The organism is Methylobacterium sp. SD274, assembly GCF_017355285.1.
Lineage (GTDB): Bacteria > Pseudomonadota > Alphaproteobacteria > Rhizobiales > Beijerinckiaceae > Methylobacterium.
In genome coordinates this window covers 69,801-92,808 of sequence record NZ_JADIJP010000010.1, presented here as the reverse complement: position 1 = coordinate 92,808, position 23,008 = coordinate 69,801, and the positions used below count along the sequence as shown (strand labels likewise).

Genomic DNA, 23,008 nt, shown 5'->3' with positions numbered 1-23,008 from the left:
ACGGGCCGCCGAGCAGCCGGTAGCGAAAGGAATGCGGATCATGGCCAGACATGTTCCCGCGGCAGGCGCCGCGCTCGCTCTCCTGCTGGGGACGTTCAGCGTTCCGGCGCTGGCCGGCAAGGCCAACGATACCCTGGTCTATGCCTCGGATACCGAGCCGGAAAACGTGAGCCCGTATCACAACAGCGCCCGCGAGGGCGTCGTGCTCGCCCGCAACGTCTGGGACACCCTGCTCTACCGCGACCCGAAGACCGGCGCGTATCAGCCGATGCTGGCCACCGCCTGGAAATGGGTCGACCCGACGACCCTCGAACTGACCCTGCGCGAGGGCGTGACCTTCCATAACGGCGATGTCTTCGGCCCCGAGGACGTGGCCTTCACCTTCAACTACGTGCTGACGCCCGAGGCGCGCACGGTGACGAAGCAGAATGTGGACTGGATGAAGTCGACGGAGGTGGTGGACGCCAAGACCGTCCGCATCCACCTCAAGACCGCCTTCCCGGCCGCTCTCGAATACCTCGCCGGACCGACCCCGATCTTCCCGGCCGCTTACTTCAAAAAGGTCGGCCTCGACGGTTTCGCCAAGGCCCCCATCGGCACCGGCCCCTATCGCATCATCAGCGTCGAGAACGGACGCGGGGTGAAGATGGAGCGGAACGACAAATATTGGCCCGGCAGCCCGATCGGCACGCCAAAGATCGGCAAGCTCGAATTCCGCGTCATTCCCGATGCCGACAGCCGCATGGCCGAACTCGTCACCGGCGGCATCGACTGGATCTGGCGCGTGCCGAGCGACCAGGCGGACCAGCTCAAGGCCGCGCCCAACGTCACCGTGCTCAGCGCCGAGACCATGCGAGTCGGCTTCCTGCAATTCGACACGCTCGGCCGCGCGAAGGAAAACTCGCCCCTGAAGGACCCCCGCGTCCGCCAGGCGATCTCCTACGCCATCGACCGCAAGGCGATGGTCGACAACCTTGTCCGCGGCGGCAGCCGTGTCATGAACGCGGCCTGTTTCATCGACCAGTTCGGCTGTACGGACGAGGGCGTGCCGCGCTACGCCTACGATCCGGCCAAGGCCAAGGCGCTCCTGAAGGAGGCCGGCTATCCCGACGGATTCGAGATCGATCTCGGCGCCTATCGTGAGCGCGACTACGCCGAGGCCGTCATCGGGTATCTGCGCGCCGTCGGCATCACCGCCCGGCTCAACTACCTGCGCTACGCGGCGCTGCGCGATATGATCCGGAGCGGCAAGGTCTCCATCGCCTTCCAGACCTGGGGCTCGTTCTCGGTCCTCGACGTCTCGGCCTTCACCGGCGTCTACCTCAAGGGCGGCGACGAGGACCTGACCAAGGATCCCGAGACCATCGCGGCGCTCCAGGCCGGCGACGGCGCCACCGATCCGGCCGCGCGCAAGGTGAAATACGCCGAGGCGCTCAAGCGCATCGCGGCCCAGGCCTACATCCTGCCGCTGTTCTCCTACTCGACCAACTACGCCTTCACCTCGGACCTGACCTTCACGGCGCAGCCCGACGAGCTGCCGCGCTTCTACGCGGCGAGTTGGAAGTAAGGGTCGCATCCGAGGCGCGAAGCGCGGCTCATGGAAGGCGTACCCGTTCACTCATCGCGGATGCAGCCCGCGCCGTCCCCTCTCCCCTTTGCGGGAGAGGGTGGCCCGCGAAGCGGGTCGGGAGAGGGGAGCGACGCTTCCGGATAGCGCGCTCCCCTCTCCCGACCCTCGCTGACGCGAGGGCCACCCTCCCCCGCAGAGGGGGGAGGGAGAAGCCCGCGGATCGCTCTCGGCAGAGCCGAACAATCGTCCGGACGACGAACGTCACGACCCGTAACGGACCAAAGGAACCGGCCCATGCTCAGGTTCATGCTGCAACGCATGCTCGTCGCCATCGCGGTCGCCGTGACGGTGTCGGTGGCGAGCTTCATGCTGCTGCACCTCTCCGGCGACCTCGCCGCCGCCATTGCCGGCCCCGAGGCCACCTCCGCCCAGGTCGAGGCGATCCGCGTCCAGTACGGGCTGAACCAGCCGATGCTGGCGCAATTCACCGCCTGGGCGTGGAAGGCGCTGCATTTCGATTTCGGCAATTCCTTCTACTTCCGGGAAAGCGTGGTCGACCTCCTCGCCTCCCGCATGCCGATCACCCTGTTCCTCGGCGTGGTGGCGCTGGCCGTCGCCCTGTTCGTGGCGATCCCGCTCGGCGTGCTGGCGGCGGTGAAGCGCGACACCTGGATCGACCGGCTCGCTTTGTCGGTCTCGGTGCTGGGTCAGGCGATGCCGAGCTTCTGGTTCGGCCTGACGCTGATCATGATCTTCTCGGTGAACCTGCGCTGGCTGCCGGTCTCGGGCAACACGACCTGGAAGCACTTCGTGCTGCCGGCCATCGCGCTCGGCTATTACGCCATGCCCGCCGTGATGCGGCTCACCCGCAACGGCATGTTGGAGGTGCTGGCCTCGGACTATGTCCGCACCGCCCGGGCCAAGGGCCTGCCCCCGCGAAAAATCCTGATCCGGCATGCGCTCCGCAACGCCGTGATCCCGGTGATCGCGCTGGCCGCCGTGCAGTTCGGCTTCATGCTCGGCGGCTCCATCGTCATCGAGGCGGTGTTCTCGCTCCAGGGGCTCGGGCAGCTCGCCTGGGAATCCATCGCCCGTAACGACTTCCCCGTGGTGCAGGCGATCGTGCTGGTCCTGGCGATGATCTACATCGCCCTGACGCTTGCCGCCGACCTGCTCAACGCTTTCCTCGATCCCCGGCTGCGCCAATGACCCTTCAGCCGTCTTCCTCCCCGGTGGCTCCCACCCTTCCCTCGACCGATCTGCTGGTTCAGGCCGGTCCTGTGCCCGACGCGAACGCGCCGCTGCCGGCGTCGCGCTCGCCCACGGCGCTGGCCCTCCGGCGCGGCCTCCATCACGGCGGCTTCATGATCGGGGCCGTCATTCTCGGCGGGATCGTCCTCGCGGCCCTGGCCGCGCCCCTGATCGCCCCGCACGACCCCTATGCCCAGGACGTCTCGCGCCGCCTGATCCCGCCGATCTGGAACGCGAAGGGGACCTGGGACCACGTGCTCGGCACCGACAAGCTCGGGCGCGACTATCTCAGCCGCCTGATCTACGGCAGCCAGATCTCCCTTCTCATCGGGATCGCGGCGGCCTGCATCTCCGGCCTGATCGGCACCGTGCTCGGCATCTGCGCCGGCTATTTCGGCGGCAAGGTCGACGCGGTGGTGAGCTACATCGTCACCACGCGCCTCGCCATGCCGGTGGTGCTGGTGGCTTTGGCCATGGCCTCTCTGGTGGGCGGCTCGCTGAAGGTGGTGGTCCTGGTGCTGGGCCTGCTGCTGTGGGACCGTTTCGCCGTGGTGACGCGTGCCGCCACCCGCCAGATCCGCGACCAGGATTTCGTCGCGGCGGCCCGCGCCTCGGGCTTCTCGAACGCCCGGATCCTGTTCCAGGAAATCCTGCCCAACATCTTCAACGCGCTCATCGTCGTCGCGACCCTGGAGATGGCGCACGCGATCCTGCTGGAAGCGGCCCTGTCGTTCCTCGGCCTCGGCGTCCAGCCGCCCCTGCCCTCCTGGGGGCTGATGATCGCCGAGGGCAAGCCGTACATGTTCTTCCAGCCCTGGGTCATCACCATCCCGGGCGTCGCCCTCCTCGTCCTCGTTCTCGCCATCAACCTCCTCGGCGACGGATTGCGCGACGTCACGGCTCCCGAGGGGCGGCGCTGAGCGCTTCCCTCGGCTCCCATTCTCACCCGACACAGAGTGGATCCATGTCCCGACACGATGCGATCGCGCATGCCGCGCGCCACTACGACGGAGGCGGTTTCCGCGCCGTCCTGCAGGATGCCGTCGCCCGCCCGACCGAGAGCCAGACCACCGGACAATTGCCGGCGCTCCATGCCTACCTGTCCGACTTCCTCATGCCCGCCATCGCGCCGCTGGGTTTCACCGGCCGCATCCTCGACAATCCCGATGGCGAGCACGGCCCCTTCCTCATCGCCGAGCGGCACGAGGGCGACGACCTGCCCACCGTGCTGATCTACGGCCATGGCGACACCGTGCGCGGCTATCCCGAACAATGGCGCGCCGGCCTCGACCCATGGGCGATCGTCGTCGAGGGCGACCGCTGGTACGGCCGCGGCACCGCCGACAACAAGGGCCAGCACATCATCAATCTCGGTGCGCTCGAGGCGGTGATGGCGGCCAGGGGCGGACGCCTCGGCTTCAACACCAAGCTCCTCATCGAAATGGGCGAGGAATCCGGCTCGCCGGGCCTGCGCGACCTGTGCCGGACCGAGGCGCGCGCCCTCGCCGCCGACGTGCTCATTGCCTCCGACGGGCCACGGGTGAGCGCGGAGCGCCCCACCCTCTTCCTCGGCTCGCGCGGCGGTTACACGTTCGAGCTCATCGTGGACCTGCGCGAGGGCAGCCACCATTCGGGCAATTGGGGCGGCCTGCTGCGCAATCCCGGCACGGTGCTGGCCAACGCCATCGCGACCCTGGTCGACGGGCGCGGCAAGATCCTCCTCGATGCCCTGCGGCCACCCGCGATCCCCGAGGGCGTGCGGGCGGCGCTCGCCGACATCGCGGTGGGCACCGACCCCACCGCGCCGAGGATCGACGAGGATTGGGGCGAGCCCGGCCTCAATGCGGCCGAGCGCGTCTTCGGCTGGAACACCCTCGAAGTCCTGGCCTTCAAGACCGGCGACCCGGACGGCCCGCTCAATGCGGTGCCGCCCCATGCCAAGGCGACGCTGCAGCTGCGCTTCGTCGTCGGCACCGACTGGGAGGGCCTGATCCCGGCCGTGCGCGCCCATCTCGACGCCAACGGTTTCCCCATGGTCGAAGTGCGGGCGGCCCGTTCCGAAGTGTTCCGCGCCACCCGCCTTCCCGTGGAAGATCCCTGGGTCGGCTGGGCGCTGGCCTCCATCGAGGCCAGCACGGGCAAGCGCCCGGCATTGCTGCCCAATCTCGGTGGCTCGCTGCCCAACGACGCCTTTTCCGAGATCCTCGGCCTGCCGACCCTGTGGGTGCCGCATTCCTACCCGGCCTGCCTTCAGCACGGTCCGGACGAGCACCTGCTCGGGCCGATGAGCCGCGAGGCGCTGATGCTGATGGCGGGCCTGTTCTGGGATCTCGGGGAGACCGGACCCGGCATCCGGGCGAAGCGCGCCGCGAAACGGGAGACCTGACCATGAGCGAGCCTGTCGTCAGCATTCGCAACCTCACCCTGGCCCTGCCGAAGGGGGCGGACCGGCCGCATGCGGTGGAGGATCTCTCCCTCGACCTGATGCCGGGCAAGATCCTCTGCGTCGTCGGCGAATCGGGCTCGGGAAAATCCATGAGCGCCTATGCGCTCACCGGTCTGCTGCCGCGTGCCCTCACGCCCGTCGGCGGCAGCATCGTGTTCGAGGGGCGGGACCTGCTCACCCTCGGCGAGCGCGACTGGCGTGCTTTGCGCGGGCGCCGCATCGCCATGGTGTTCCAGGAGCCGATGACGGCGCTCAACCCGGTCATGCGGATCGGCGACCAGATCGCCGAGATGTTCGAGGCGCACGGCCTTCTCACCAAGGCCGAGCGGCGGGCCAAGGCCATCGCGCTCGCCACCGAGGTCGGCCTGCCCGACCCGGCGCAGATCGTGCGTGCCTATCCGCATCAGCTGTCGGGCGGACAGCGCCAGCGCGCGATGATCGCCATGGCTCTGGCATTGGAGCCGTCGATCCTCGTCGCCGACGAGCCGACCACGGCGCTGGATGTCACCACCCAGGCGCAGATCCTGAAGCTCGTCCGCGACCTGCAGCGGCGGCGGGGCATGAGCGTCCTGTTCATCACCCACGATTTCGGCGTGGTCGCGGACATCGCCGACCATGTGGCGGTGCTCCAGCGCGGCAAGCTGGTGGAATCGGGCTCCGCCGACGAGGTCCTGCGGAACCCCCAGCATCCCTACACCAAGGCCCTGCTGGCGGCGGTGCCCAGCATCGTGCCGCCGGAGCGCGAATCACGGGAAGGCGCGCCCATCGCCCTGTCTGCCATCGGCCTCACCAAGACCTACACGTCGCGTCGTGGTCTGTTCGGGCCGCCGCGCATCGTCCACGCGGTCAAGGAGGTGGCGTTCGACGTCCGCCGCGGCGAGACCCTGGGCCTCGTCGGTGAATCGGGCTCGGGCAAATCCACCACGGCGCGCCTCGCCATCCGGCTCATCGACCCCGACCAGGGCACCGTCCGCCTCGGCACGCTCGATTACACGGCGCTGGGGCCGCGTGCGCTTCGCGCCGAGCGCAAGCGTATCCAGATGATCTTCCAGGACCCCTTCGCCTCCCTCAACCCGCGCCGGACGGTGGAGCAGATCATCACCGCCGGGCCGATCGCCCATGGTGTTCCGGCCCGCGAGGCCAGGGCGCGGGCGCGAGACCTGCTGGATCTCGTCGGCCTGTCGCCCAGCGCCGCCGAGCGATATCCGAACGCCTTCTCCGGCGGACAGCGCCAGCGCATCGGCATCGCCCGGGCGCTCGCCATGGAGCCCGACGTGCTGGTCGCCGACGAGGCCGTCTCGGCCCTCGACGTGTCGGTCCAGGCACAGGTGCTCGACCTTCTCGAGGATCTGAAGCAGCGCCTGAACCTCGCGATGCTGTTCATCACCCACGACCTGCGCGTCGCGGCCAAGATCTGTGACCGGATCGCGGTGATGCATCGGGGGGAGATCGTGGAACAGCGGCCGACCGCCGACCTGTTCCGCCGGCCGGACCATCCCTACACGCGCGACCTGCTCTCGGCCGTGCCGGGATTGCAGATGGAGCGGGCCTGAGGCGCGAGAGGGGTTACTTGCGCCAGGCGTCGATCAAGGAGGTTACCGGCTCGACCACGTAGGACAGAAGCGAGGTGGCCCAGCCCCTCGCCCTCGCGCCGATCGATGGCTTGCCCTGCCGACGGGCCTCGGCCTCGGCCGCCTGGGCCACCAGCATCGCCGAGACGTAACTGTTCTCCAGGCTCTTGCACTCGGCCAATGCGGCCTTCTGCGCGGCATGGGTCGGTAGGCCGGCGGGTTGCCCGGAAAAGGCCTGCCGCACGCATTTGTGCCAGCGCCGTTCGAGGAGATCGAGATCGGCTCCGGCGGTCGGCACGTCCTGCGCCGTCACTTCCTGAACCATGGCACCCGACGATGCCGCGATGCCCGCCATGATCGCAGCGGTCATCAGGGCATGAGGTCTCGTTCGGCGTCCTGATCGAGGATACGTCGTCGGCCCGGCTGGGCTAGCGGGCAAGCGCCCGTGTCTCGTCGAGGATGGCTTCCACCGCGGCGATCGCATTTTCCAGCTCCGCAATGCGGCGCAACGTGCTGTCGGCCGGCATCGTTTCGTGCTCCGCCGCTTCCATGATGAGGGCGCGCTGGCGGGCTTTGAGACGGTCCAGGAGAGATTCGAGCTTAGGCATGAGCCGCACTTAACCGGGCCTCACGCAATGGACAACATTTGTTTCCGGTAAAAACACCGATGTGTTGGACCAAGCCACCAGCGAGGAACACGATTGTACGGGAGTGTGGCGAAGATGAAATGCCGACTACGTATTTTCACTTGCCTGATTCGAGCCTGTACCTGACGCGAGCATGCACCCGACGCTGCGAATCGCGGCGGCTCCGAGGCGCTGCTGAACCTTTCCCCCGGTGGAGGGTTCACACAGCCTGAAGACCAACCCCGGAACCGTGATCATGTCGAAGACGATGTCCGCCGAGTTCAAGAGCCGCCGCGATGCCGAGACCGCGGTCGAGCATCTCGTCCAGGAACACGGGATCGACCGGAGCGCCGTCACCATCGCGCCCGCGGGGGACGAGAACAGCGCGGGGACCGAGGCGGCGCGGGCCGATATCGAGGATGGCCGCCTGAAGGAAGGCACCGAGGGCGAGCCTGCACTTGAGGGGGCGATCCGCGTCACCGTCGAACTCGATGACGGGCTGACCGAGAAGGTGATGACCTCCTTCGAGACCTATGGCGGACGCGCCGCCGATGCCGGCTGAGCCGGTCGGCTGATTCGGCAGGTCGACCCGGCATTCAGCGCCGGGCGGCCTCGCCCGAAGCGGGTCGGGGTGGGTTGCCGGCGGTGAGCCATAGCCTCAGCGCGTCGAAGGTCCATCTCGCTCCTTCGATCACGCTCTCGGATCGGCCCTCTTCGCCCGACCGGTCCAGGAAGGTCCGGAACGAGGTCCACATCGCCGCCGTGTCCCGCTTCCCGTAGCCTTCGTAATAGGCGCAACCGCCCGAGGCGATCGCATCTCCGAGGCTACGGCGGATGTGATGGGCGATGACCTGTCCACCGAGCGTAGAGCCTTCGGTGACGTACAGGGCGCCGAGGATCGCGGGGCGGTCGTCGAAACCCGTTCCGGCGGCGAAACGGGGCAAGGCCTCAATGGCGTCGCGATTCATGCCGAAATGGACGAGGTCCCGTTCGATCAGGTGCAATTTGCGGCGCGGCCATGCGACGTCGCGCCCGAAGGCTTGGCCGACGATGGGCTCGAACACACGATGGAAGCCCCACCAGCGGGCGAGCAGGGTCAGGTATCCGTCCCGCGTCGCCATCCGCTGGCGCCAATCGAGGCAGCGCTCCAGTTCCTCGTGCAGATCCTGCGTGCCTTCGCGCAGCCGTTCGGCCAGAGGCGCTTCCGGGCCGCCAGTCGCGAGCGCGGTGCGGGTCATGGCAGGGATGCCGGATCGGGCGCACCGATGGAGGCCGTCAGGATCACCCTCAATCCCGGCCGGTTGTTGGTGTTCTCGATCGTCCCGCCGAGGCGGTCGACCATGGCGTTGAGCATCCGCGTCCCGAATCCGCTCCGTGTACCCGACATGCCCTGCCCCTGATCGGCGACGATCAGGCGGAAGCGGTTGCGATGCTGTTCGAGGCTGATGGCGATGGGACCGACCGCGCCGGAATAGGCGTATTTGTTGGCGTTGATGACGAGCTCGGTCAGGATCAGTCCGATATTCACCGCAGCGTCGGTGGGGATGATGATCGGGGCGAAATCGGTGCTGAACTGCTCGGCCCATTCAGGGCCCATCGACGATTTCATTTCGGAGACGAGATCGTCGAGGTAGCGGGCCAGATCGATCATCTCGACGTTGTCGTCGCTGTAGAGCCGTCGGTGCACCAGGGCCACGGCAGCGAGCCGGCGCTGCGCCTCGCTCAATGCCTCGCTGAGCCCCGCATTGCCTTCCGCCCGCGCCTGCAGGGCGAGGAAAGCCGAGACCAGTTGCAGGCTGTTCTGGACGCGGTGATTCACTTCCTTGATCAGGTAATCTTTCTGGACCAGCAGGCTTTCCCTGTCCGCGACGGTGGCGGCGAGCTCGCGGTTGAGTTCGCGGATGCGCCGGGTCTGACGAGCCTCGTAGAGCTCGCGCACGATGCGCTGCGCCGCCTCGATCTCGGGGAGCGACCAGGGCTTGGCATGGCCATGGACCTCCTCGGTCCAGGCTTCGAAGGAGGCGCGGGGGCTCAAAGTATCGCCGACGACGTTGGCGGCCTTGTGAGGGTTGCCGGCCCAGTTGACGAGTTCGACCCGCTCGGCCCGGAACCACATCAGGATGATCGGCTCCTCCCCCGACAGGACGACGGCGAGGAGCCCGCTCGCCAGCGCACGATAGGCGGCGGCGCGGGGGAAGCGCTTGCTGAGGCTGTGGGTGTGAAGCGCCTGTACCCCGCCCACCGTCCGGACCCAGGCCGCGATCTCGCGCAGGTCGGTTTCCTCGGCGCAGCGTCCGGTATGGTGGAGGTCCCTGCCCTGGAGGAGCGCGAAGCCGTCGGCGCCGAGCATGCGGCGCAGCTCCTCGCTCGTCTCGATCAGGATTTCGGCGAGGGGTGCTTCGCCCAGGACCTTTCCGGAGACCACATCCTCGGCACTGCGCAGCCGCAGCCGCTCGCGGTAATTTTCGGCTTCCTCCCGCGAGCTGACCTGACGGGCGAGACTTCCCGCCAGGGCCTGACAGGCCATGCGCTGTCCGAAGGCGAGGGTGCGCGGCGTACGGTTGTGGCAGGCCACGAGCCCCCACAGAATGCCGTCCTTGACGATGGAGATCGAGGCGGAGGCCGCCACATCCATGTTGCGCAGATATTGAAGGTGGATCGGCGAGACGCTGCGCAGTTCGATATCGCTCAGATCGAGCTGCGACAGGTGCCGGGGCCGAAGCGGCTGCGGCGTATAGGTGACGTCCGGGATTACGCGGACGCGGTTGCGGATGTAGAGGGCGCGCGCCTGTTTCGGGATGTCCGAGGCCGGGAAATGGTGGTGCAGGAAGCTGCCGAGCTCGGGAACGCGGCTTTCCGCGATGACGACGCCGGCATCGTCGTCGAGGAAGCGATAGATCATCACCCGGTCGAAACCGGTGAGCTCGCGGAACGACGTCGCCGCCCGGTCGCACAAGGCCTTGAGGTCGGTGGCCCGCTCCAGGGCGCTTCCGGCGCGGTCGAGCCAGCCGAGAAGGCTGGCCGCATTGGTCCACAGGGAGGCCTGCGGTTCGAGCTGGATCAGCCATTGGCCGTCCTGAAAGCGCGCGGTGGCATCCATTGCCGCGCGGAGCCCCATGACGTGACCGATCACGACGGTCTCGTCGCGGGGCGCGTCGAGCAGCAGGGAGGCCGGCGAGGCGCCGAGGAGCTCGGACAACGTCCGCCCGGTCCATTCCGCGGCGAGCAGGCCTTCGATGTCGCCCGCGCCGCCGACCACCCTCTGGTCTTCCGCATTCGCGATTAGCAGGAGGCCGTGCGGCTGGATCGCTCCTGGAATATGGATCGGCTCACGGTCGCAGACGGTCAGGTCCGGACCGAGATCCGAGGGGTCGGCATCCTGGCGAGGATCCAGGGCAGGGTCGGCCGTCCGGGTGGCACTCAGTTGCGTCATGCGTTCATTCGGTAACGTGATGTGAGCCTCGACAACGGCGATGCCGCTGGGCGATTCCCGCGAGTCGGTCGGCATCACGGAAGGACGTCCTTCCGCATCACCCGGCCCGCACCTCCTGAAAGAAATCACTTCCCCCGTCCATGGGAGAAGAAGGCGGCTCGCACTTACCCGCAATCCCTCGGGAGGGTTGCATGGAAAAAACCGATCCCCCCAGGAGGCGGGCTGAAGAGTTACTTAGGCACTATCGACGGCTTTGCCATATCGGCCGGGGCATAGTTTTTCGATGAACTGTGTATGTATTCATACACAGGAGGTCGTCTTATCGCATGGTACATTGATCGAGGATGAACAACTGTCCGGAATGACTTGTCTAGTCTTTGCTGCCACCCTGCCCGATGCCGATCACGCCCCCATCAGGACCGATACGTGGGCGGCCACCGAGTCACCGAGGCCCTTCAGGTCGTAGCCGCCTTCCAGCAGCGACACGATCCTGCCGTCGCAGGTGCGGTCGGCGATTTCCATGACTTGGCTGGTCGCCCAGGCGAAATCCTCGGCCTCCAGCATGAGGTTGGCCAGCGGGTCGCGCCAATGGGCGTCGAACCCGGCGGAGATGACGATCAGGTCGGGCTTGAACGCCTCGAGACGGGTGAGGATACGGCTTCGCATCGCCTCCTTGAAGGCGTCGCCGTCGGCGAAGGGCTTGAGCGGCGCGTTGACGATGGTGCCGTGCTCGCCCTCCTCGGACACCGCTCCGCTGCCGGGATAGAGCGGCATCTGGTGGGTCGAGCAGAACAGCACGGATGGGTCGGACCAGACGATGTCCTGCGTGCCGTTGCCGTGATGCACGTCCCAATCGACGATGGCCACGCGCTCCGCTCCGTGGACCTTCCTGGCGTGAAGAGCGGCGATCGCCGCGTTGTTGAAGACGCAGAAGCCCATCGCCTTGGTGCGTTCGGCATGATGCCCCGGCGGCCGCATGGCCGAGAAGGCGTTGCGGGCGGCACCCGTCATCACGAGGTCGACACCCTGCACCGCCGCACCGACACCGCGCAGGACGCAATCCATCGTTCCCGGCGAGAGCACCGTATCGGAATCGAGATGGGCAAGCCCCTCGCTCGGCACCGAGCGGAGGATGGCGCGGACCCATTCCTCGGGATGGGCGAGGAACACCGATTCGAGGGCGGCGGCTTCCGGCGAGCGACGGTCGAGGCCGGAGAAGTCCGCCGTCCCGAGGGCCTCCTGAACCGCCTTCATGCGCTCCGGCCGCTCGGGATGTCCGTGCGGCGTGCGATGCTCGAACGCGGCCGCATGATGGAACAGAACGGTCATCGATATCTCCCCTCGTGAATCTGGCATCGGGTATACCAGCTTGAACGAGGGATGACAGGAGCGGGGATCAGGCTCGCAAGTGCCGGAGGGCCTCGGCGTGGAGGCCGGCATTGGCCGCGGCCACGACCCGTCCGTCGAAAGCCGGGGTCAGGGGGCGACCATCCCAGTCGGTCATCACCCCGCCCGCCCCTTCCACCACCGGCACGAGGGCCATGACGTCGTAGACCTGGAGCCCCGCTTCCACCACGAGGTCGCAATGACCGCTGGCGAGAAGGCCGTAGGCATAGCAATCGCCGCCGAAGCGGCGCAGGCCCACCGCTCCGCTCAGCCGTGCGAAGGCCTCCGCATCCGTGCCCTCGAAGATGTCCGGGGAGGTCGCGAACAGGCGGGCTTCGTGAAGGTGCCTGCCGCTCGTCCGGGCGGGCCGGCCGTCGAACCACGACGCGTCGCCGGTTCCGCACCAGCGCTCGCCGAGTGCCGGCATGTCGATGACGCCGACGATCGGCCGTCCGCCGGAGACCAGGGCGATGAGCGTGCCGAAGAGCGGCATACCGGTGATGAAGCTCTTGGTGCCGTCGATCGGGTCGATCACCCAGGTGAGCGGCCGCTCGAAATCACCGCCCTCCTCCTCTCCGAGGATGCCGTGGTCGGGATAGACGCTGCGGATCTCGGCGCGCAGCAGGGATTCGATGGCGCGGTCGGCGGCGGTGACCGGGCTCGCATCGGCCTTGGCTTCCACCGGTAGTTCGGTGCGGAAATAGTGCCGCGCGAGCGGAGCGGCGAAATCCGCGAGGCGATGGGCGAAGGCGAGAAAATCCGCTTTCGTCGCCTCGTCCCCGGACCGGATCGGCGATGCACCCACACCCATCACAGGCGCCTCAGCCAGAGTGGCCAGTCGGGATGGTGGAACAGGGTTCGGGCCCGCATGTGCTTCCAGGTTCCGTATTTATAATAGTCGAAATCGAGGGTCGAGACGGCCTCCTGGATCATCGCCCAGGTCGCCCATTTGAGATCGCCAAGCGCCTTCAGGACCGCGATGCGCGCATCGATCTCGGGGGTCCAGCGGCCGAAATAGGCCTCGATCATCTCGCGCTCGATCGTGTCCGGGAACGCCATCTCGTCGAACCACAAAGCGAGTTCGTAGGCGCGCTCGTTGTTGGAGGCATATTCGAAGTCGACGAGCAGCACCCTGTCGGCCTCGTCGATCATGAAATTGCCGGCGAGCGTATCGTTCATGCATGGCACGAGATCGAGGCCGGAGGCCGTCATCGCGGCTTTCGCCTCGGCCATGCAGCGCATCAGATGGGCCTGGTCGGCGGGAAGCCGGCCGCCTACCTCCGCGACCTGTTCGACATGCTCCTCGATCATCTCGAAAATTGTCTTCGTCAGCCCGAGCGGCGCGGAATCGTTGAAGGCCTTGAGGGCGCGCACGGCGTTGTGGCGGACAGTGGGGCGCAGGAAGTCGAGATTCGAGGAGGCGCGGTAACCCTCGACGAAGGCGAAGATCTCGACTCCGGCATCGGGCAGGTAGTCGACGACCTGGACGCCGTAGCCGCAGGCCTCCGCGCGCCGGCTGGCATCGTTGGCGCAGTCGCGGGTGATGAACATCTCGGTGCCACGGCCGGGCATCTTCACGAAATAATCCTGCGTGTCCCCGATGGCGACGCGCCAGTTGGTGTTGCTGATCCCGCCTGCGACCGGCCGGTAGCGCATCGGCCGGCCCCGCCAGGCAGCGATGCCGGCCAGCACGCCCTCCAGGGCGCGCTCGCCCTCGCTGATGCCGTCGCCCAAGCCTTTCCAGCTCATCGCCGTTCGCTGCCTCCCGTTTCGAATGCCCGTGTCATAGCCGGCGCAGCCAGCTTTCGAAATCGCGTGAACCGATGGTCGTGCGCGCATGCAGGAGCCGCCAGGTTCCGTATTTGTAGAACTCGATCCCGCTCCGCGCCGAGGTGACCGCACGGGTGACGCCCCAGAGGCCGCCCATCACGTCATCGACCGCGCCGTAGAGGCGGCAGCGGTTGTAGAGGCGCTCGTCGAACCGGCCGGCATAATGCTCCACCGCCTCGTGCCGCTCCGGCTCGAAGGCGCAAGCCTCGTTGAGGAGGGCGCCGAGATCGAACCAGGGGTCGTTGTCGCCGGCGAGGTCGAAATCGACGAGACGGATCTCGCCCTCCCCGATCATGATGTTCGAGGCGATGCCGTCATTGTGGCAGAAGGCGAGGTCGATGCCCGAGGCATGGATCGCCTCGCGCACGAGCGCCATCGCCGCCACGAGCCGGTCGGTCCCGTCGGGAAGCGGAGCGTCGGCGGCACGGGCCTCGGCGGCAAGGCGTTCGATCCGCGCGAAGGGGCAGAATCGATGGCCGAGTAGGCCGTCGCCATGGAGCCGTGCCTTGGCGTCCAGCACCTTGGCCAGGATCGTCCTGTCCTGGAGGTCGCCGACCCGGCCATAGCGCCAGGGCTCGGGCAGGTAGGCGAGGCCGAGCGCCCCGTCCGCCTCGTGGACCACCTCCGGGGCGATGCCGAGGCGTGCGGCCTTGCGGGCCGCCTGCGCCGCCACGGGCGTCAGATCGTCCGCCATATCGGCATGGCGCAGCTTGAGGAAGACCGGCTCGCCCTCACGGAACGCGACCTGGACGCAGTCCGAGGCCACGGCCCGGTGGGTCGGGGATGCCACCGGCGCTGCGGCCAGCCCATAGCGAGGCTGGCGCGCGATCCAGTCTGGCCGCGTGGCGATGATGGCTTCGACGCGATGGTCGAAAGGAGTGCCGGCCTCACCGTATTGTATCATCGCTCCGCTCCGAACGCCTCGTTCGGCCGTTTGACGAGCAAGGCGCGTTCCGGCGAGCCGCCGCTACGGCACAAGCGCCATGCGGCGCGTAAGGCCACCGCGAGCCCGGCTTCGAGATCCGCCGGCCGAGACAGTTCGGCCTCGTTATGCGCGATGCCGTCGACACTGGGGACGAAGACGATGCCGGTCGGGCATTGGCCGAGCAGGCTGATCGCGTCGTGGCCGGCCACCGTATCCATGCGCAGCGACCGCAAGGCCGTCTCCTCGGCGCAGGAGGAGACGAGATCGCACACCGCCTCGGGCAGATTGCGGATCGGCCGCAGCGTCCGGCCGGGAATTGCCGCCACGACGCCGGCGCGGCACGCCGCCTCGGTGATCGCCGCCTCCGCCATCAGGCTCGCATCGGTGAGCAGGCGATCGTCGGCCGAGCGCAGTTCGACGCTGAGCTCCACCCGGGCGGGCACCACGTTGGGGGAGTTCGGCTCCACCAGGATGCGTCCCACCGAGGTATGGAAGCGGCCGGGCCAGCGCTCGGCGATCTCCCTTACTTCGGCGATCAGATAGGCGGCGGCGAGCAGCGCATCGCGCCGGCGCGGCATCGGGGTCGGGCCGGTATGGGCCTGCTCGCCGGTGAAGACCACGTCGATCTTCGCCGCCCCCCAGTTGCGGGTGACGACGCCGATGGTCGCCTTCGCATTCTCCAGGACGAGGCCCTGCTCCACGTGGAGTTCGAGGTAGCAGGACGGGAGCGGCGGCGGCCGGTCCGTGCCGAGGAACCCGATCCCGCCCAGGGCCTCCCGCAGGGTGATCCCGGCATCGTCGCGGCTGGACAAAGCCTCCTCGATCCGTCGCGCGCCCGCATAGGCGCCGCTGCCGAGGAGGCTCGGACGGAAGCGCGCGCCCTCCTCGCCGGTCCAGTTCACCGCGCAGAAATCCGCCGTGAAGGTCTCGCCGGCGCGCCGCGCCCGCATCAGGGCGGCGCCGATGCCGGCGGACGCTGCCACGCCGTAGGTCCCGTCGAAGCGGCCGGCCTTCGGCTGGCTGTCGAGATGAGAGCCCATCATCACCAGCGGGGCACCGGGACCGTCGGTGAGAGGGAAGATGGCGAATTGGTTGCCCACCGCGTCGAGGAGGATCTCGGCGCCGGCCTCGCGGGCGGAATTGGCGAAAACGCGACGGGCCTGTCCGTCCTCGGCCGAAGCACAGAGCCGAGTGATGCCGCCGCCTGGTGTCGCGCCGCAGGCGGAAATCTCTTCGAAGAGCGCGTGGAACGCGCCGGCCGCCGCAGCTGCGTCAGGAACTGATGAGATCGATGTCATGCTGGGTGAAATGATCCAGGAACGGCTGCGGCGGCGGCCGGTCGGTGACGAGGGTGAGCCGTTCCGAGAGCCCGAAGGTGCAGAGGTTCGCCTGACGGCCGAATTTGCGGGAATCGGCGAGAAGCACGCTCTGGCGTGCCTGGCCGCGAAGCACCTTCCGCAGGGCGGATTCGTGCTCCTCGTAATCCATCCAGCCATGGGTGAGGTCGCAGGCCGCGATGCCCATGAAGGCGATGTCGAAATAGAACCGCTGCGCGTAGGCCACCGTCTCGTAGCCCACGAGGGCGTTGTCCCGCGCCCGCAGCATTCCCGGTGTCAGGTTCACCCGGGCGGGACCGTTGCCGAGATGGAGCGCCACGTCGATGGAATTCGTCGTCACCGTGAGGTTGCGGCCGCTGAGGCGGCGGGCGAAAGCGAGGGTCGTGGTGCCGGTGTCGATGAAGACCGACATCCCGTCGCGGATCAGCCCCTCGGCATTGGCCGCCACCCTCGCCTTCTCGCGCGGGTTGGTCTTGCCCCGCTCGTGCAGAGGCCGGTCCTGGTCCAGGCGCGGCGGCACCGCGCCGCCATGGATCCGGCGCAGGACGCCGCGCTCCTCCAGGACCTTCAGGTCGCGCCGGATGGTCTCCTCGGAAACCCTGAGATAGGCGGCGACGTCGGAGACGCCGACCCGACCCGTTCCGTTCAGACGGGACAGGATCTCCTGATAGCGGTGGTCGGTCAGCATCGGCCTCGGCATCTCCCCATTTCGCTGAAGCGTAGCGATTTTGATGGGGCGAGGCCGCAGGAAAACGCGTGTCCCGCACGGTATTTCCCACAGAGATTGCAGGCGCACCGGCCGTGCCGGCCAGGGCCGCCATCGATGCCGGCTCTGGAAAACCACCTCGAATGGCGAGCCGCGGAGAGGCAGGGTCGGGCAGATCCCACATGCCGGCATGTCCTGTCCGATTGATCATGACGTCTGGATCACGCTGCCTGAACCGGGATGACGAGGAATGTTGCTGTCGCTTGCAGCGAAACGGGCGCTGGAACGAGGTTGGCGAAAAAGTCCTCGGCATGGTGATTCTGTCAATCTGAAACTGACCGATTTGTGGGATTTATGGGGGATTGCCTGAATTTTCTGCCTTTTGCCGTCTACAGGATCACGACTGCCCGTTTCCGTGCCCTCCTCGTCCATCGAGATGCTGGGGAGTTCGCCTTGAAGGACCTGTCAGGACGGCCTCTCCTGGTTGAATATCAGTCTTTCGACTGCTGTGGTTCAATCCCACGGTGTATTTCGAAGAATTTGGACGGGGAGTGGAACTTTTATCGGTTTCGCTCTCCGCTGTGGCATTGGCCTTGCTGAACTCTCCCAATCTCACAATTCCCCGCTCTTGGGCTCCTTCGACGAGCACGTGATCGAGCGGTGCGGGGAACAGCAGAATGGGGACGCTCGACGATGCCGACAGACGCGACAGAGACACTCGGACGCGCGCCCTTCGCGCCTCCGGCTCGCCGACCCGGGCTTCCGGTGCTCCTCGGCGGCGCGTTCCTCGCGGCGGGCATGCTTTCCGCCGAGGCGCAGACGGCGTCCCCGGTGGGAGAGTTCAACGTCCAGACGCAGCCGCGCACCACCCGCGAAGTGGCGGAGAAACCCGCCGATCCGGTGCGCGTCGGGCCGCTCGCGCCCTGGGCTACCGATATGGCGGCGCGCGGGCTCACCTTCGACGTCAACATCTACGATTTCTATCAGGCCAATCCGAGCGCCGGCCTGCGAACCGGCGAGCAATCGAACTCGGCCTATTTCGTGCTCAGCATGACGGCCGACATGCAGAAGCTCGCCGGCATCGCCGGAGGCTCGATCAACTTCACCCAGACGTTCTTCGGCCTCGTGCGCAACCTGAACATGGCCGGTGACATCGGCGACACCACGGTGGGCTACCAGCCGCCCTACACGCCCAACAGCACCCGCCTCTCGCTGCTGACCTACCAACAGAAGCTCCTCGACGACCGCCTCGTGGTCGAGGTCGGCCGCACGCATCCCGACCGTTATTACGGCCTGCCGCCGTGCAACTCGATCAATTCCTGTTTTCAGGACATGTTCTACTTCAATGCCGGCTTCACCTCGCCGCTCTTCGCCGTCTGGGGCGCCAACATCGCCTACAAGATCTCGCCGACCACCTACATCCAGGCCGGCGCCTTCAGCGTGAATCCCGGCACCAACGGCCTCTCGGGCTACGATTTCGGCTACGAGCGCCTGGCCGGCGCCGTCGTGATGACCGAGATCGGCCGAAAGACCGACTATACGATGGAGGCCTATCCCGGCCGCGTCTCGCTCACCGGCTTCTACAACACAGCCGACCACGACGATAACTTCAAGACCATCGCCGGCACCTCGAAGGGCCTGAACCCCGGCACGCCGTCGCTGCAGAAATCCGGCACGTCGGGCGTCGTCCTCACGGGCACGCAGACCCTGTGGCGGGCCGATGGCGGGGCCGATGCGAGCAACCCGCATCCCACCGCGATCTCGGCCTATACCGGCACCGGCTACGCCTTCGACCCGACGATCCCGATCCGCTTCAACTCCTTCGCCGGGCTGCTCCTGCAGGCTCCCGACCAGAGCCGGCCGAACGACACCTACGGCATCAAGGCCAATTGGCAGCGGCTGAACGAGAACTATGCCGCCTTCCTGTCGGATGCGAACTTCATCTCCGGCGGCACCGGCGAACCTTATTCGCGCGACAAGTTCGTGTTCGAGGTCAACGCCCATTTCGACCTGGGTAAGGGCGTCATCCTCGAGCCGGTGGTGCAGTACGTCGTCAATCCGAACTCGTACTGGAACCCCTACACCGCCCGCCGCGCCAAGGACGGCTTCTACGGCGGCTTCACCCTCGTCGTTCCCCTCGGCACCCTGCTCGGCCTCGCGCCGGGCTAGGCTCTCGGGGGCCTGCGGCTTCGCCATCGTCAGAGAGCCGGCTCCGTTCGCGCGGAGCCGGCTTTTTCGTTTCCGGCGCATCGTCGATGCCGGACCCGAATCCCCTGCGCAAAACAGCGTATGGCGCATCGCCCCCGCCCCCGGCATCGAGGGTGCACATCTTCGAGGAACCCGCCATGCCCACCGTCGACGCCCTCTACCGCTATCCGATCAAGGGTCTGTCGGCCGAGGCCCTGACAAGTCTGAGCGTCACCCCGCAAGACGGCCTCGCCCATGACCGGGAATACGCCCTGGCGCTGGGGACCACCCGGTTCGACCCGGAGAAGCCGGAGCCCCTGGACAAGGGCTTCTTCCTGATGCTGCGCAACAACACGGCGCTGGCTTCCCTCGCCACGCGGCTCGACCCCGAAAGCCACCGCCTGACGATCCGGCGCGGCGGTGAGGAGGTGTTCGCCGCCGACCTGTCCACCGAGACCGGACGCGCCGGGACGGAGGATTTCTTCGCCGATTACCTCGGCGAGGAGACGCGCGGGCGACCCCGCCTCGTGCGGAGTGAGAACCACAAGTTCACCGATGCCAGCGTGCTCTCACCGGTGATGATGCGGGCGATCTCGGTGGTGAACCTCGCCTCGGTGCGAGCGCTCTCGGAGGCGACGGGGCGGGAGCTCGATCCCCTGCGCTTCCGCGCCAACATCCATCTCGACGGGCTGGAGCCGTGGCAGGAGCTCGACTGGGTGGGGCGCGAACTGAGCATCGGCCCGGTGCGCCTGCGCGGCCTCGCCCGCACGCCGCGCTGCGGCGCCGTCAACGTCAACCCGAAGACCGCCGAGCGCGATGCGAACCTGCCGAAAGCCATCATGAAGCATTTCGGGCATGTGGACCTCGGGATCTATCTCGAGGTCGTCGAGGGCGGGACGATCGCCACGGCGGATAGTGTCACCCTCGGCTGAGGGAGGTCCAATCTCTCTTGTGGGCTTCTCGATTCAGAAATCTGGTCGAGAGCCGTTGCCTCTGTTCAAGAGGGTTCGTCATGAGGCGTCACGGGCTCCCTCTCCTTCCAGGCAGGGCGATCGCATATGCCGATTTACTCGTCGAGAAATTGAAACGCAGCACCCCGTTATCCCGGGGCCGCGCAGCGGAGCCCGGGATCCAGAAACACAGGTGGTGCAGGACTTTGCACCGTCGGCGGCTCTGGATTGCACGCCTCTGGCGCGGCCCTCCGGGTCCGGGCTCGCCTCTGGCGACCCGGAATGACGGCGTGGTACCATATGCGATGGCCCTGCCTTCCAGGAGAGGGGACTCGTGTTGCCCGCGAGAGGTGCGACTATCGTAGCCCACAAGGGGGAGGAGGGCCTCGGGTCAGGCGCGCGCCGTCCTCAGCTCGGCCTCACCAGGCTCGGCGCCTTGCGGTAGCCGGTGGCCGCCTCGTAGGCATAGGCGAAGCCGAGGAGGTCGGCCTCGCTCCACATCCGGCCCACGAAGATCAGGTTGAACGGCGAGCCGCTGGCATAGGCCCCGGCCGGCAGCGTGACGCCGGGCAGGCCGGCGATGTTGATCTCGCAGACCGTGGTCTCGTTGATGGCGAGGCCGCCATGCAGGGGCGGCAGTTCATCGCGCATCTGCGGGAAGACGAGCCCGTCGAGCCCGTGGTCGTCCATCACTTGGTTGAAGATGCCGAGATAAGCCTCTCTGAGAGCGAGGAAGTCCGACAGGTCTGGCGGCCGCGTCGGGTCGGCCAGGATCGCCTCGAAGACCGGATATTGGTGCAGGTAGCGCAGCACGCCCTTGGGGCCGAACGCATCCTCGTCCGCCGTCGCCTCGGCGAAGGAAGCGACGCTTCGCAGCGCCGCGCTCGACCCGAGGCGCTGCAGGTAGAGATGCAGGTCGTAGGGCACGGATTCCATGCCGCGGGCATCGAAATAGTTCAGGCCTTCGGTGGGCTCGGCGAGGGCGGCGAAGCCCGTGCCGGCGAACGGATCGGCGACCAGGGTCGCGCCGCAGGCGGTGATCTCGCCCTGCGCCCGCGCGTAGAGATCCGTCGCCTCGGCCGAGAGCGGCAGGTCGCGCCAGCCCGGCCCGAATAGGCCGAGGCGCTTGCCTTGCAGCCCGTTCCTGTCGAGCTTCGAGGTGTAGCCGCCCTTGGGCCGCTTGCCGATGCCCGCCACGGTCTTGGGGTCGGCGGCGGTGTAGCCGGCCAGCACGTCGAGGGTCAGGGCGGCGTCGCGCACGCAGCGGGCGATGGGGCCGACCACGTCGCGGGTGCTGCCGGCCAGCGGCACCACGCCGGCATTGGGGACGAGGGCGAAGGTCGGCTTGATGCCGACCAGCCCCTGCGCCGAGGCCGGGTTCTGGATCGAGCCGCCGGTCTCCTCGGCGAGGCCGAGCACCGCTAGGCTGGCGCCCACCGCCGTGGCCGTGCCGGCGCTGCTGCCGCCCGGCAGGCAATCGGGCGCCGCCGAATTCAGGGTCGGTCCGGCCCAGCTGTCGTTGGCGTGGCTACCGGTGGCGCTGAGGACGGGGACGTTGGTCTTGCCGAGCATGACGCAGCCGGCCGCCCGCATCCGCGCCACGACGGGCGAGTCGGTCTCGGGGATCAGGTCGACGCCGCCGGCTTGCGCGCTGAGGAAGCGCCAGCCCGCCGTGGTCGGCAGCCCGGCCATGTCCATCGGGTCCTTGATCACCACCGGCACGCCCGCCAGCGGTCCCAGCGCCTCGCCCGCGGCGCGGCGCGCATCGATGGCGCGGGCGTCGTCCAGCGCCTGCGGGTTCATGACGATGATGGCGTTGTAATGCGGGTTGTAGGCGGCGATCCGGTCGAGGAAGGCCAGCGTCAGCGCCTCCGAGGTGACGCCGCTGGCGAAGGCGTCGGCCACGTCGGCCAGGGTCATCTCGACGATGTCGAGGTCGGGGATTTGCGTCGGTTCGGCAGCCATCGCTGGATGTCTCCTTGGTTGGAATGGAAAGGCTGTACGGGGTGAGGCGAGCGGCCTCATTCCATGCCGACGAATTCCTCGATCATCGCCCGGTCACGGGCGATCTCGGGCGGGATCTCACGGGTGACGACGCCCTTCTGCAGGATCAGCACCCGCTCGGAGAGGCCGGCGATGAAGGTGAGGTTCTGCTCGACGAGGAGGATCGTCAGGCCGCGCGCCCGGCCGATCGCCTGCAGCGTCTCGATGATCTCCTCGATGATCGAGGGCTGGATCCCCTCCGTCGGCTCGTCGAGGAGGAGGATACGGGGATTGCCGCAGAGGCAGCGGGCCAGCGCCAGCAATTGCTGCTCGCCCCCCGACAGCGCCCCGCCGGGCCGGTCGAGATAGACCTTCAGCCGGGGGAAGACGGTGAGGCTATCCGCGATGGTCTCGTCCTCGTCCCTGTCGGAGAGAAGGCAGCCCATGCGCAGGTTCTCGCGCACGCTCAAGGTGGCGAAGATTTCCCGGCCCTGAGGCACGAACCCCATGCCGAGCCGCGCCCGCGCCGTGGGCGAGCGCCGGGCGATGTCCTCGCCCCCGAGGCGGATGCGGCCGGCGGTGACGGGCAGGTAGCCCATCAGGGTGCGCAGCAGGGTCGTCTTGCCCATGCCGTTATGGCCGAGGATGCCGACGAACTCGCCCTCCCCCACGGCGAGCGAGACGCCGCCGAGGATCGGGATGCGGCCATAGCCGGAATGCAGGCCCTCGACGGCGAGGAGCGCGGGCCGTGCCGCCGCGGCGTCCGGGCCGGAGGAGAGCGGGAGCGGTTCTTGCGCGTTCATCGTG

20 protein-coding genes are annotated in these 23,008 nt (G+C 67.7%); 8 read left to right on the top strand and 12 right to left on the bottom strand.

Translation table 11 applies throughout. The annotated features are described in order from the left end of the window. The first annotated feature begins 31 nt into the window (after nt 1-31). The 5 genes from IPV08_RS11105 to IPV08_RS11085 all read left to right on the top strand — a co-directional run bounded on the left by IPV08_RS11105 (nt 32) and on the right by IPV08_RS11085 (nt 6,820). Nucleotides 32-1,567 carry an ABC transporter substrate-binding protein gene (locus tag IPV08_RS11105; protein ID WP_207411926.1) on the top strand — a complete coding sequence of 512 codons (1,536 nt, stop codon included), beginning with the start codon at nt 32-34 and terminating at the stop codon, nt 1,565-1,567. A gap of 297 nt (nt 1,568-1,864) precedes the next feature. Continuing rightward, nucleotides 1,865-2,779 (top strand): ABC transporter permease, encoded by a 915-nt coding sequence (locus tag IPV08_RS11100; RefSeq protein ID WP_207411925.1) that lies wholly within the window; start codon nt 1,865-1,867, stop codon nt 2,777-2,779. Beyond that, nucleotides 2,776-3,741, top strand: a complete 966-nt coding sequence (locus tag IPV08_RS11095) for an ABC transporter permease (RefSeq protein WP_207411924.1) — start codon at nt 2,776-2,778, stop codon at nt 3,739-3,741. The genes IPV08_RS11100 and IPV08_RS11095 overlap by 4 nt, the downstream gene beginning before the upstream one ends. Before the next feature lie 44 nt (nt 3,742-3,785). Then, entirely contained in the window at nt 3,786-5,207 is a 1,422-nt protein-coding gene (locus tag IPV08_RS11090) for a M20 family metallopeptidase (RefSeq protein ID WP_207411923.1), read from the top strand. Between the two features lie 2 nt (nt 5,208-5,209). Beyond that, nucleotides 5,210-6,820, top strand: coding sequence for an ABC transporter ATP-binding protein (locus IPV08_RS11085; protein ID WP_207411922.1), 1,611 nt, complete (start codon nt 5,210-5,212; stop codon nt 6,818-6,820). Nucleotides 6,821-6,833: 13 nt separating this feature from the next. On the opposite strand, the gene IPV08_RS11080 is transcribed toward IPV08_RS11085, so the two are convergent. Together IPV08_RS11080 and IPV08_RS11075 are read right to left on the bottom strand one after the other, a co-directional pair. Continuing rightward, on the bottom strand, nt 6,834-7,208 hold the full coding sequence (locus IPV08_RS11080) for a hypothetical protein (RefSeq protein WP_207411921.1): 375 nt from the start codon (nt 7,206-7,208) through the stop codon (nt 6,834-6,836). 58 nt (nt 7,209-7,266) lie between these two features. Then, a complete protein-coding gene (locus IPV08_RS11075) occupies nt 7,267-7,446 on the bottom strand; it encodes a hypothetical protein (protein ID WP_056427336.1) in 180 nt (59 codons plus the stop codon). A gap of 274 nt (nt 7,447-7,720) precedes the next feature. On the opposite strand from IPV08_RS11075, the gene IPV08_RS11070 reads away from it, so the two are divergent. Continuing rightward, the gene (locus IPV08_RS11070; RefSeq protein WP_207411920.1) at nt 7,721-8,026 is read left to right on the top strand and encodes a hypothetical protein; all 306 of its coding nucleotides are present in this window, start codon (nt 7,721-7,723) and stop codon (nt 8,024-8,026) included. A gap of 34 nt (nt 8,027-8,060) precedes the next feature. Here IPV08_RS11070 and IPV08_RS11065 read toward each other — a convergent pair whose 3' ends face one another. The 8 genes from IPV08_RS11065 to IPV08_RS11030 all read right to left on the bottom strand — a co-directional run bounded on the left by IPV08_RS11065 (nt 8,061) and on the right by IPV08_RS11030 (nt 17,063). After that, entirely contained in the window at nt 8,061-8,702 is a 642-nt protein-coding gene (locus IPV08_RS11065; RefSeq protein ID WP_207411919.1) for a biliverdin-producing heme oxygenase, read from the bottom strand. Beyond that, nucleotides 8,699-10,897 (bottom strand): histidine kinase dimerization/phosphoacceptor domain -containing protein, encoded by a 2,199-nt coding sequence (locus IPV08_RS11060; protein ID WP_207411918.1) that lies wholly within the window; start codon nt 10,895-10,897, stop codon nt 8,699-8,701. Before IPV08_RS11060 ends, IPV08_RS11065 begins: the two co-directional genes overlap by 4 nt. 402 nt (nt 10,898-11,299) lie before the next feature. Further along, a complete protein-coding gene (locus IPV08_RS11055; RefSeq protein WP_207411917.1) occupies nt 11,300-12,226 on the bottom strand; it encodes a histone deacetylase family protein in 927 nt (308 codons plus the stop codon). A gap of 67 nt (nt 12,227-12,293) precedes the next feature. Continuing rightward, nucleotides 12,294-13,094: a histidinol-phosphatase gene (gene hisN, locus IPV08_RS11050; RefSeq protein WP_207411916.1), complete on the bottom strand. Its 801-nt coding sequence runs from the start codon at nt 13,092-13,094 to the stop codon at nt 12,294-12,296. Continuing rightward, complete coding sequence (locus tag IPV08_RS11045; RefSeq protein ID WP_207411915.1) at nt 13,094-14,032, bottom strand: choline kinase family protein; 939 nt, start codon at nt 14,030-14,032, stop codon at nt 13,094-13,096. Before IPV08_RS11045 ends, hisN begins: the two co-directional genes overlap by 1 nt. Before the next feature lie 34 nt (nt 14,033-14,066). After that, nucleotides 14,067-15,017: a phosphotransferase gene (locus tag IPV08_RS11040; protein WP_207411914.1), complete on the bottom strand. Its 951-nt coding sequence runs from the start codon at nt 15,015-15,017 to the stop codon at nt 14,067-14,069. Beyond that, entirely contained in the window at nt 15,014-16,336 is a 1,323-nt protein-coding gene (locus tag IPV08_RS11035) for a Zn-dependent hydrolase (protein WP_207411913.1), read from the bottom strand. Before IPV08_RS11035 ends, IPV08_RS11040 begins: the two co-directional genes overlap by 4 nt. Continuing rightward, nucleotides 16,311-17,063 carry a DeoR/GlpR family DNA-binding transcription regulator gene (locus IPV08_RS11030; RefSeq protein WP_207411912.1) on the bottom strand — a complete coding sequence of 251 codons (753 nt, stop codon included), beginning with the start codon at nt 17,061-17,063 and terminating at the stop codon, nt 16,311-16,313. The genes IPV08_RS11035 and IPV08_RS11030 overlap by 26 nt, the downstream gene beginning before the upstream one ends. 711 nt (nt 17,064-17,774) lie before the next feature. Between IPV08_RS11030 and IPV08_RS11025 the strand changes: the two genes are divergently transcribed. After that, nucleotides 17,775-19,250 carry a carbohydrate porin gene (locus IPV08_RS11025; protein WP_207411911.1) on the top strand — a complete coding sequence of 492 codons (1,476 nt, stop codon included), beginning with the start codon at nt 17,775-17,777 and terminating at the stop codon, nt 19,248-19,250. Nucleotides 19,251-19,426: 176 nt separating this feature from the next. After that, on the top strand, nt 19,427-20,200 hold the full coding sequence (locus IPV08_RS11020) for an MOSC domain-containing protein (protein WP_207411910.1): 774 nt from the start codon (nt 19,427-19,429) through the stop codon (nt 20,198-20,200). Nucleotides 20,201-20,626: 426 nt separating this feature from the next. Here IPV08_RS11020 and IPV08_RS11015 read toward each other — a convergent pair whose 3' ends face one another. Both IPV08_RS11015 and IPV08_RS11010 read right to left on the bottom strand, forming a co-directional pair. Beyond that, nucleotides 20,627-22,183, bottom strand: a complete 1,557-nt coding sequence (locus IPV08_RS11015) for an amidase (protein WP_207411909.1) — start codon at nt 22,181-22,183, stop codon at nt 20,627-20,629. 56 nt (nt 22,184-22,239) lie between these two features. Continuing rightward, nucleotides 22,240-23,004 carry an ABC transporter ATP-binding protein gene (locus IPV08_RS11010; RefSeq protein WP_207411908.1) on the bottom strand — a complete coding sequence of 255 codons (765 nt, stop codon included), beginning with the start codon at nt 23,002-23,004 and terminating at the stop codon, nt 22,240-22,242. Nucleotides 23,005-23,008: the final 4 nt, after the last annotated feature.

Excerpts from the sequence above, each read along its gene's own strand:
- IPV08_RS11095 (WP_207411924.1), top strand. The coding sequence starts at position 2,776 with ATGACCCTTCAGCCGTCTTCCTCCCCGGTGGCTCCCACCCTTCCCTCG.
- IPV08_RS11070 (WP_207411920.1), top strand. The coding sequence starts at position 7,721 with ATGTCGAAGACGATGTCCGCCGAGTTCAAGAGCCGCCGCGATGCCGAG.
- IPV08_RS11100 (WP_207411925.1), top strand. The coding sequence starts at position 1,865 with ATGCTCAGGTTCATGCTGCAACGCATGCTCGTCGCCATCGCGGTCGCC.
- IPV08_RS11055 (WP_207411917.1), bottom strand. The coding sequence starts at position 12,226 with ATGACCGTTCTGTTCCATCATGCGGCCGCGTTCGAGCATCGCACGCCG.
- IPV08_RS11035 (WP_207411913.1), bottom strand. The coding sequence starts at position 16,336 with ATGACATCGATCTCATCAGTTCCTGACGCAGCTGCGGCGGCCGGCGCG.
- IPV08_RS11065 (WP_207411919.1), bottom strand. The coding sequence starts at position 8,702 with ATGACCCGCACCGCGCTCGCGACTGGCGGCCCGGAAGCGCCTCTGGCC.
- IPV08_RS11060 (WP_207411918.1), bottom strand. The coding sequence starts at position 10,897 with ATGACGCAACTGAGTGCCACCCGGACGGCCGACCCTGCCCTGGATCCT.
- IPV08_RS11075 (WP_056427336.1), bottom strand. The coding sequence starts at position 7,446 with ATGCCTAAGCTCGAATCTCTCCTGGACCGTCTCAAAGCCCGCCAGCGC.
- hisN (WP_207411916.1), bottom strand. The coding sequence starts at position 13,094 with ATGGGTGTGGGTGCATCGCCGATCCGGTCCGGGGACGAGGCGACGAAA.
- IPV08_RS11105 (WP_207411926.1), top strand. The coding sequence starts at position 32 with ATGCGGATCATGGCCAGACATGTTCCCGCGGCAGGCGCCGCGCTCGCT.
- IPV08_RS11025 (WP_207411911.1), top strand. The coding sequence starts at position 17,775 with ATGCCGACAGACGCGACAGAGACACTCGGACGCGCGCCCTTCGCGCCT.
- IPV08_RS11080 (WP_207411921.1), bottom strand. The coding sequence starts at position 7,208 with ATGACCGCTGCGATCATGGCGGGCATCGCGGCATCGTCGGGTGCCATG.
- IPV08_RS11020 (WP_207411910.1), top strand. The coding sequence starts at position 19,427 with ATGCCCACCGTCGACGCCCTCTACCGCTATCCGATCAAGGGTCTGTCG.
- IPV08_RS11085 (WP_207411922.1), top strand. The coding sequence starts at position 5,210 with ATGAGCGAGCCTGTCGTCAGCATTCGCAACCTCACCCTGGCCCTGCCG.
- IPV08_RS11040 (WP_207411914.1), bottom strand. The coding sequence starts at position 15,017 with ATGATACAATACGGTGAGGCCGGCACTCCTTTCGACCATCGCGTCGAA.
- IPV08_RS11030 (WP_207411912.1), bottom strand. The coding sequence starts at position 17,063 with ATGCTGACCGACCACCGCTATCAGGAGATCCTGTCCCGTCTGAACGGA.
- IPV08_RS11015 (WP_207411909.1), bottom strand. The coding sequence starts at position 22,183 with ATGGCTGCCGAACCGACGCAAATCCCCGACCTCGACATCGTCGAGATG.
- IPV08_RS11090 (WP_207411923.1), top strand. The coding sequence starts at position 3,786 with ATGTCCCGACACGATGCGATCGCGCATGCCGCGCGCCACTACGACGGA.
- IPV08_RS11045 (WP_207411915.1), bottom strand. The coding sequence starts at position 14,032 with ATGAGCTGGAAAGGCTTGGGCGACGGCATCAGCGAGGGCGAGCGCGCC.
- IPV08_RS11010 (WP_207411908.1), bottom strand. The coding sequence starts at position 23,004 with ATGAACGCGCAAGAACCGCTCCCGCTCTCCTCCGGCCCGGACGCCGCG.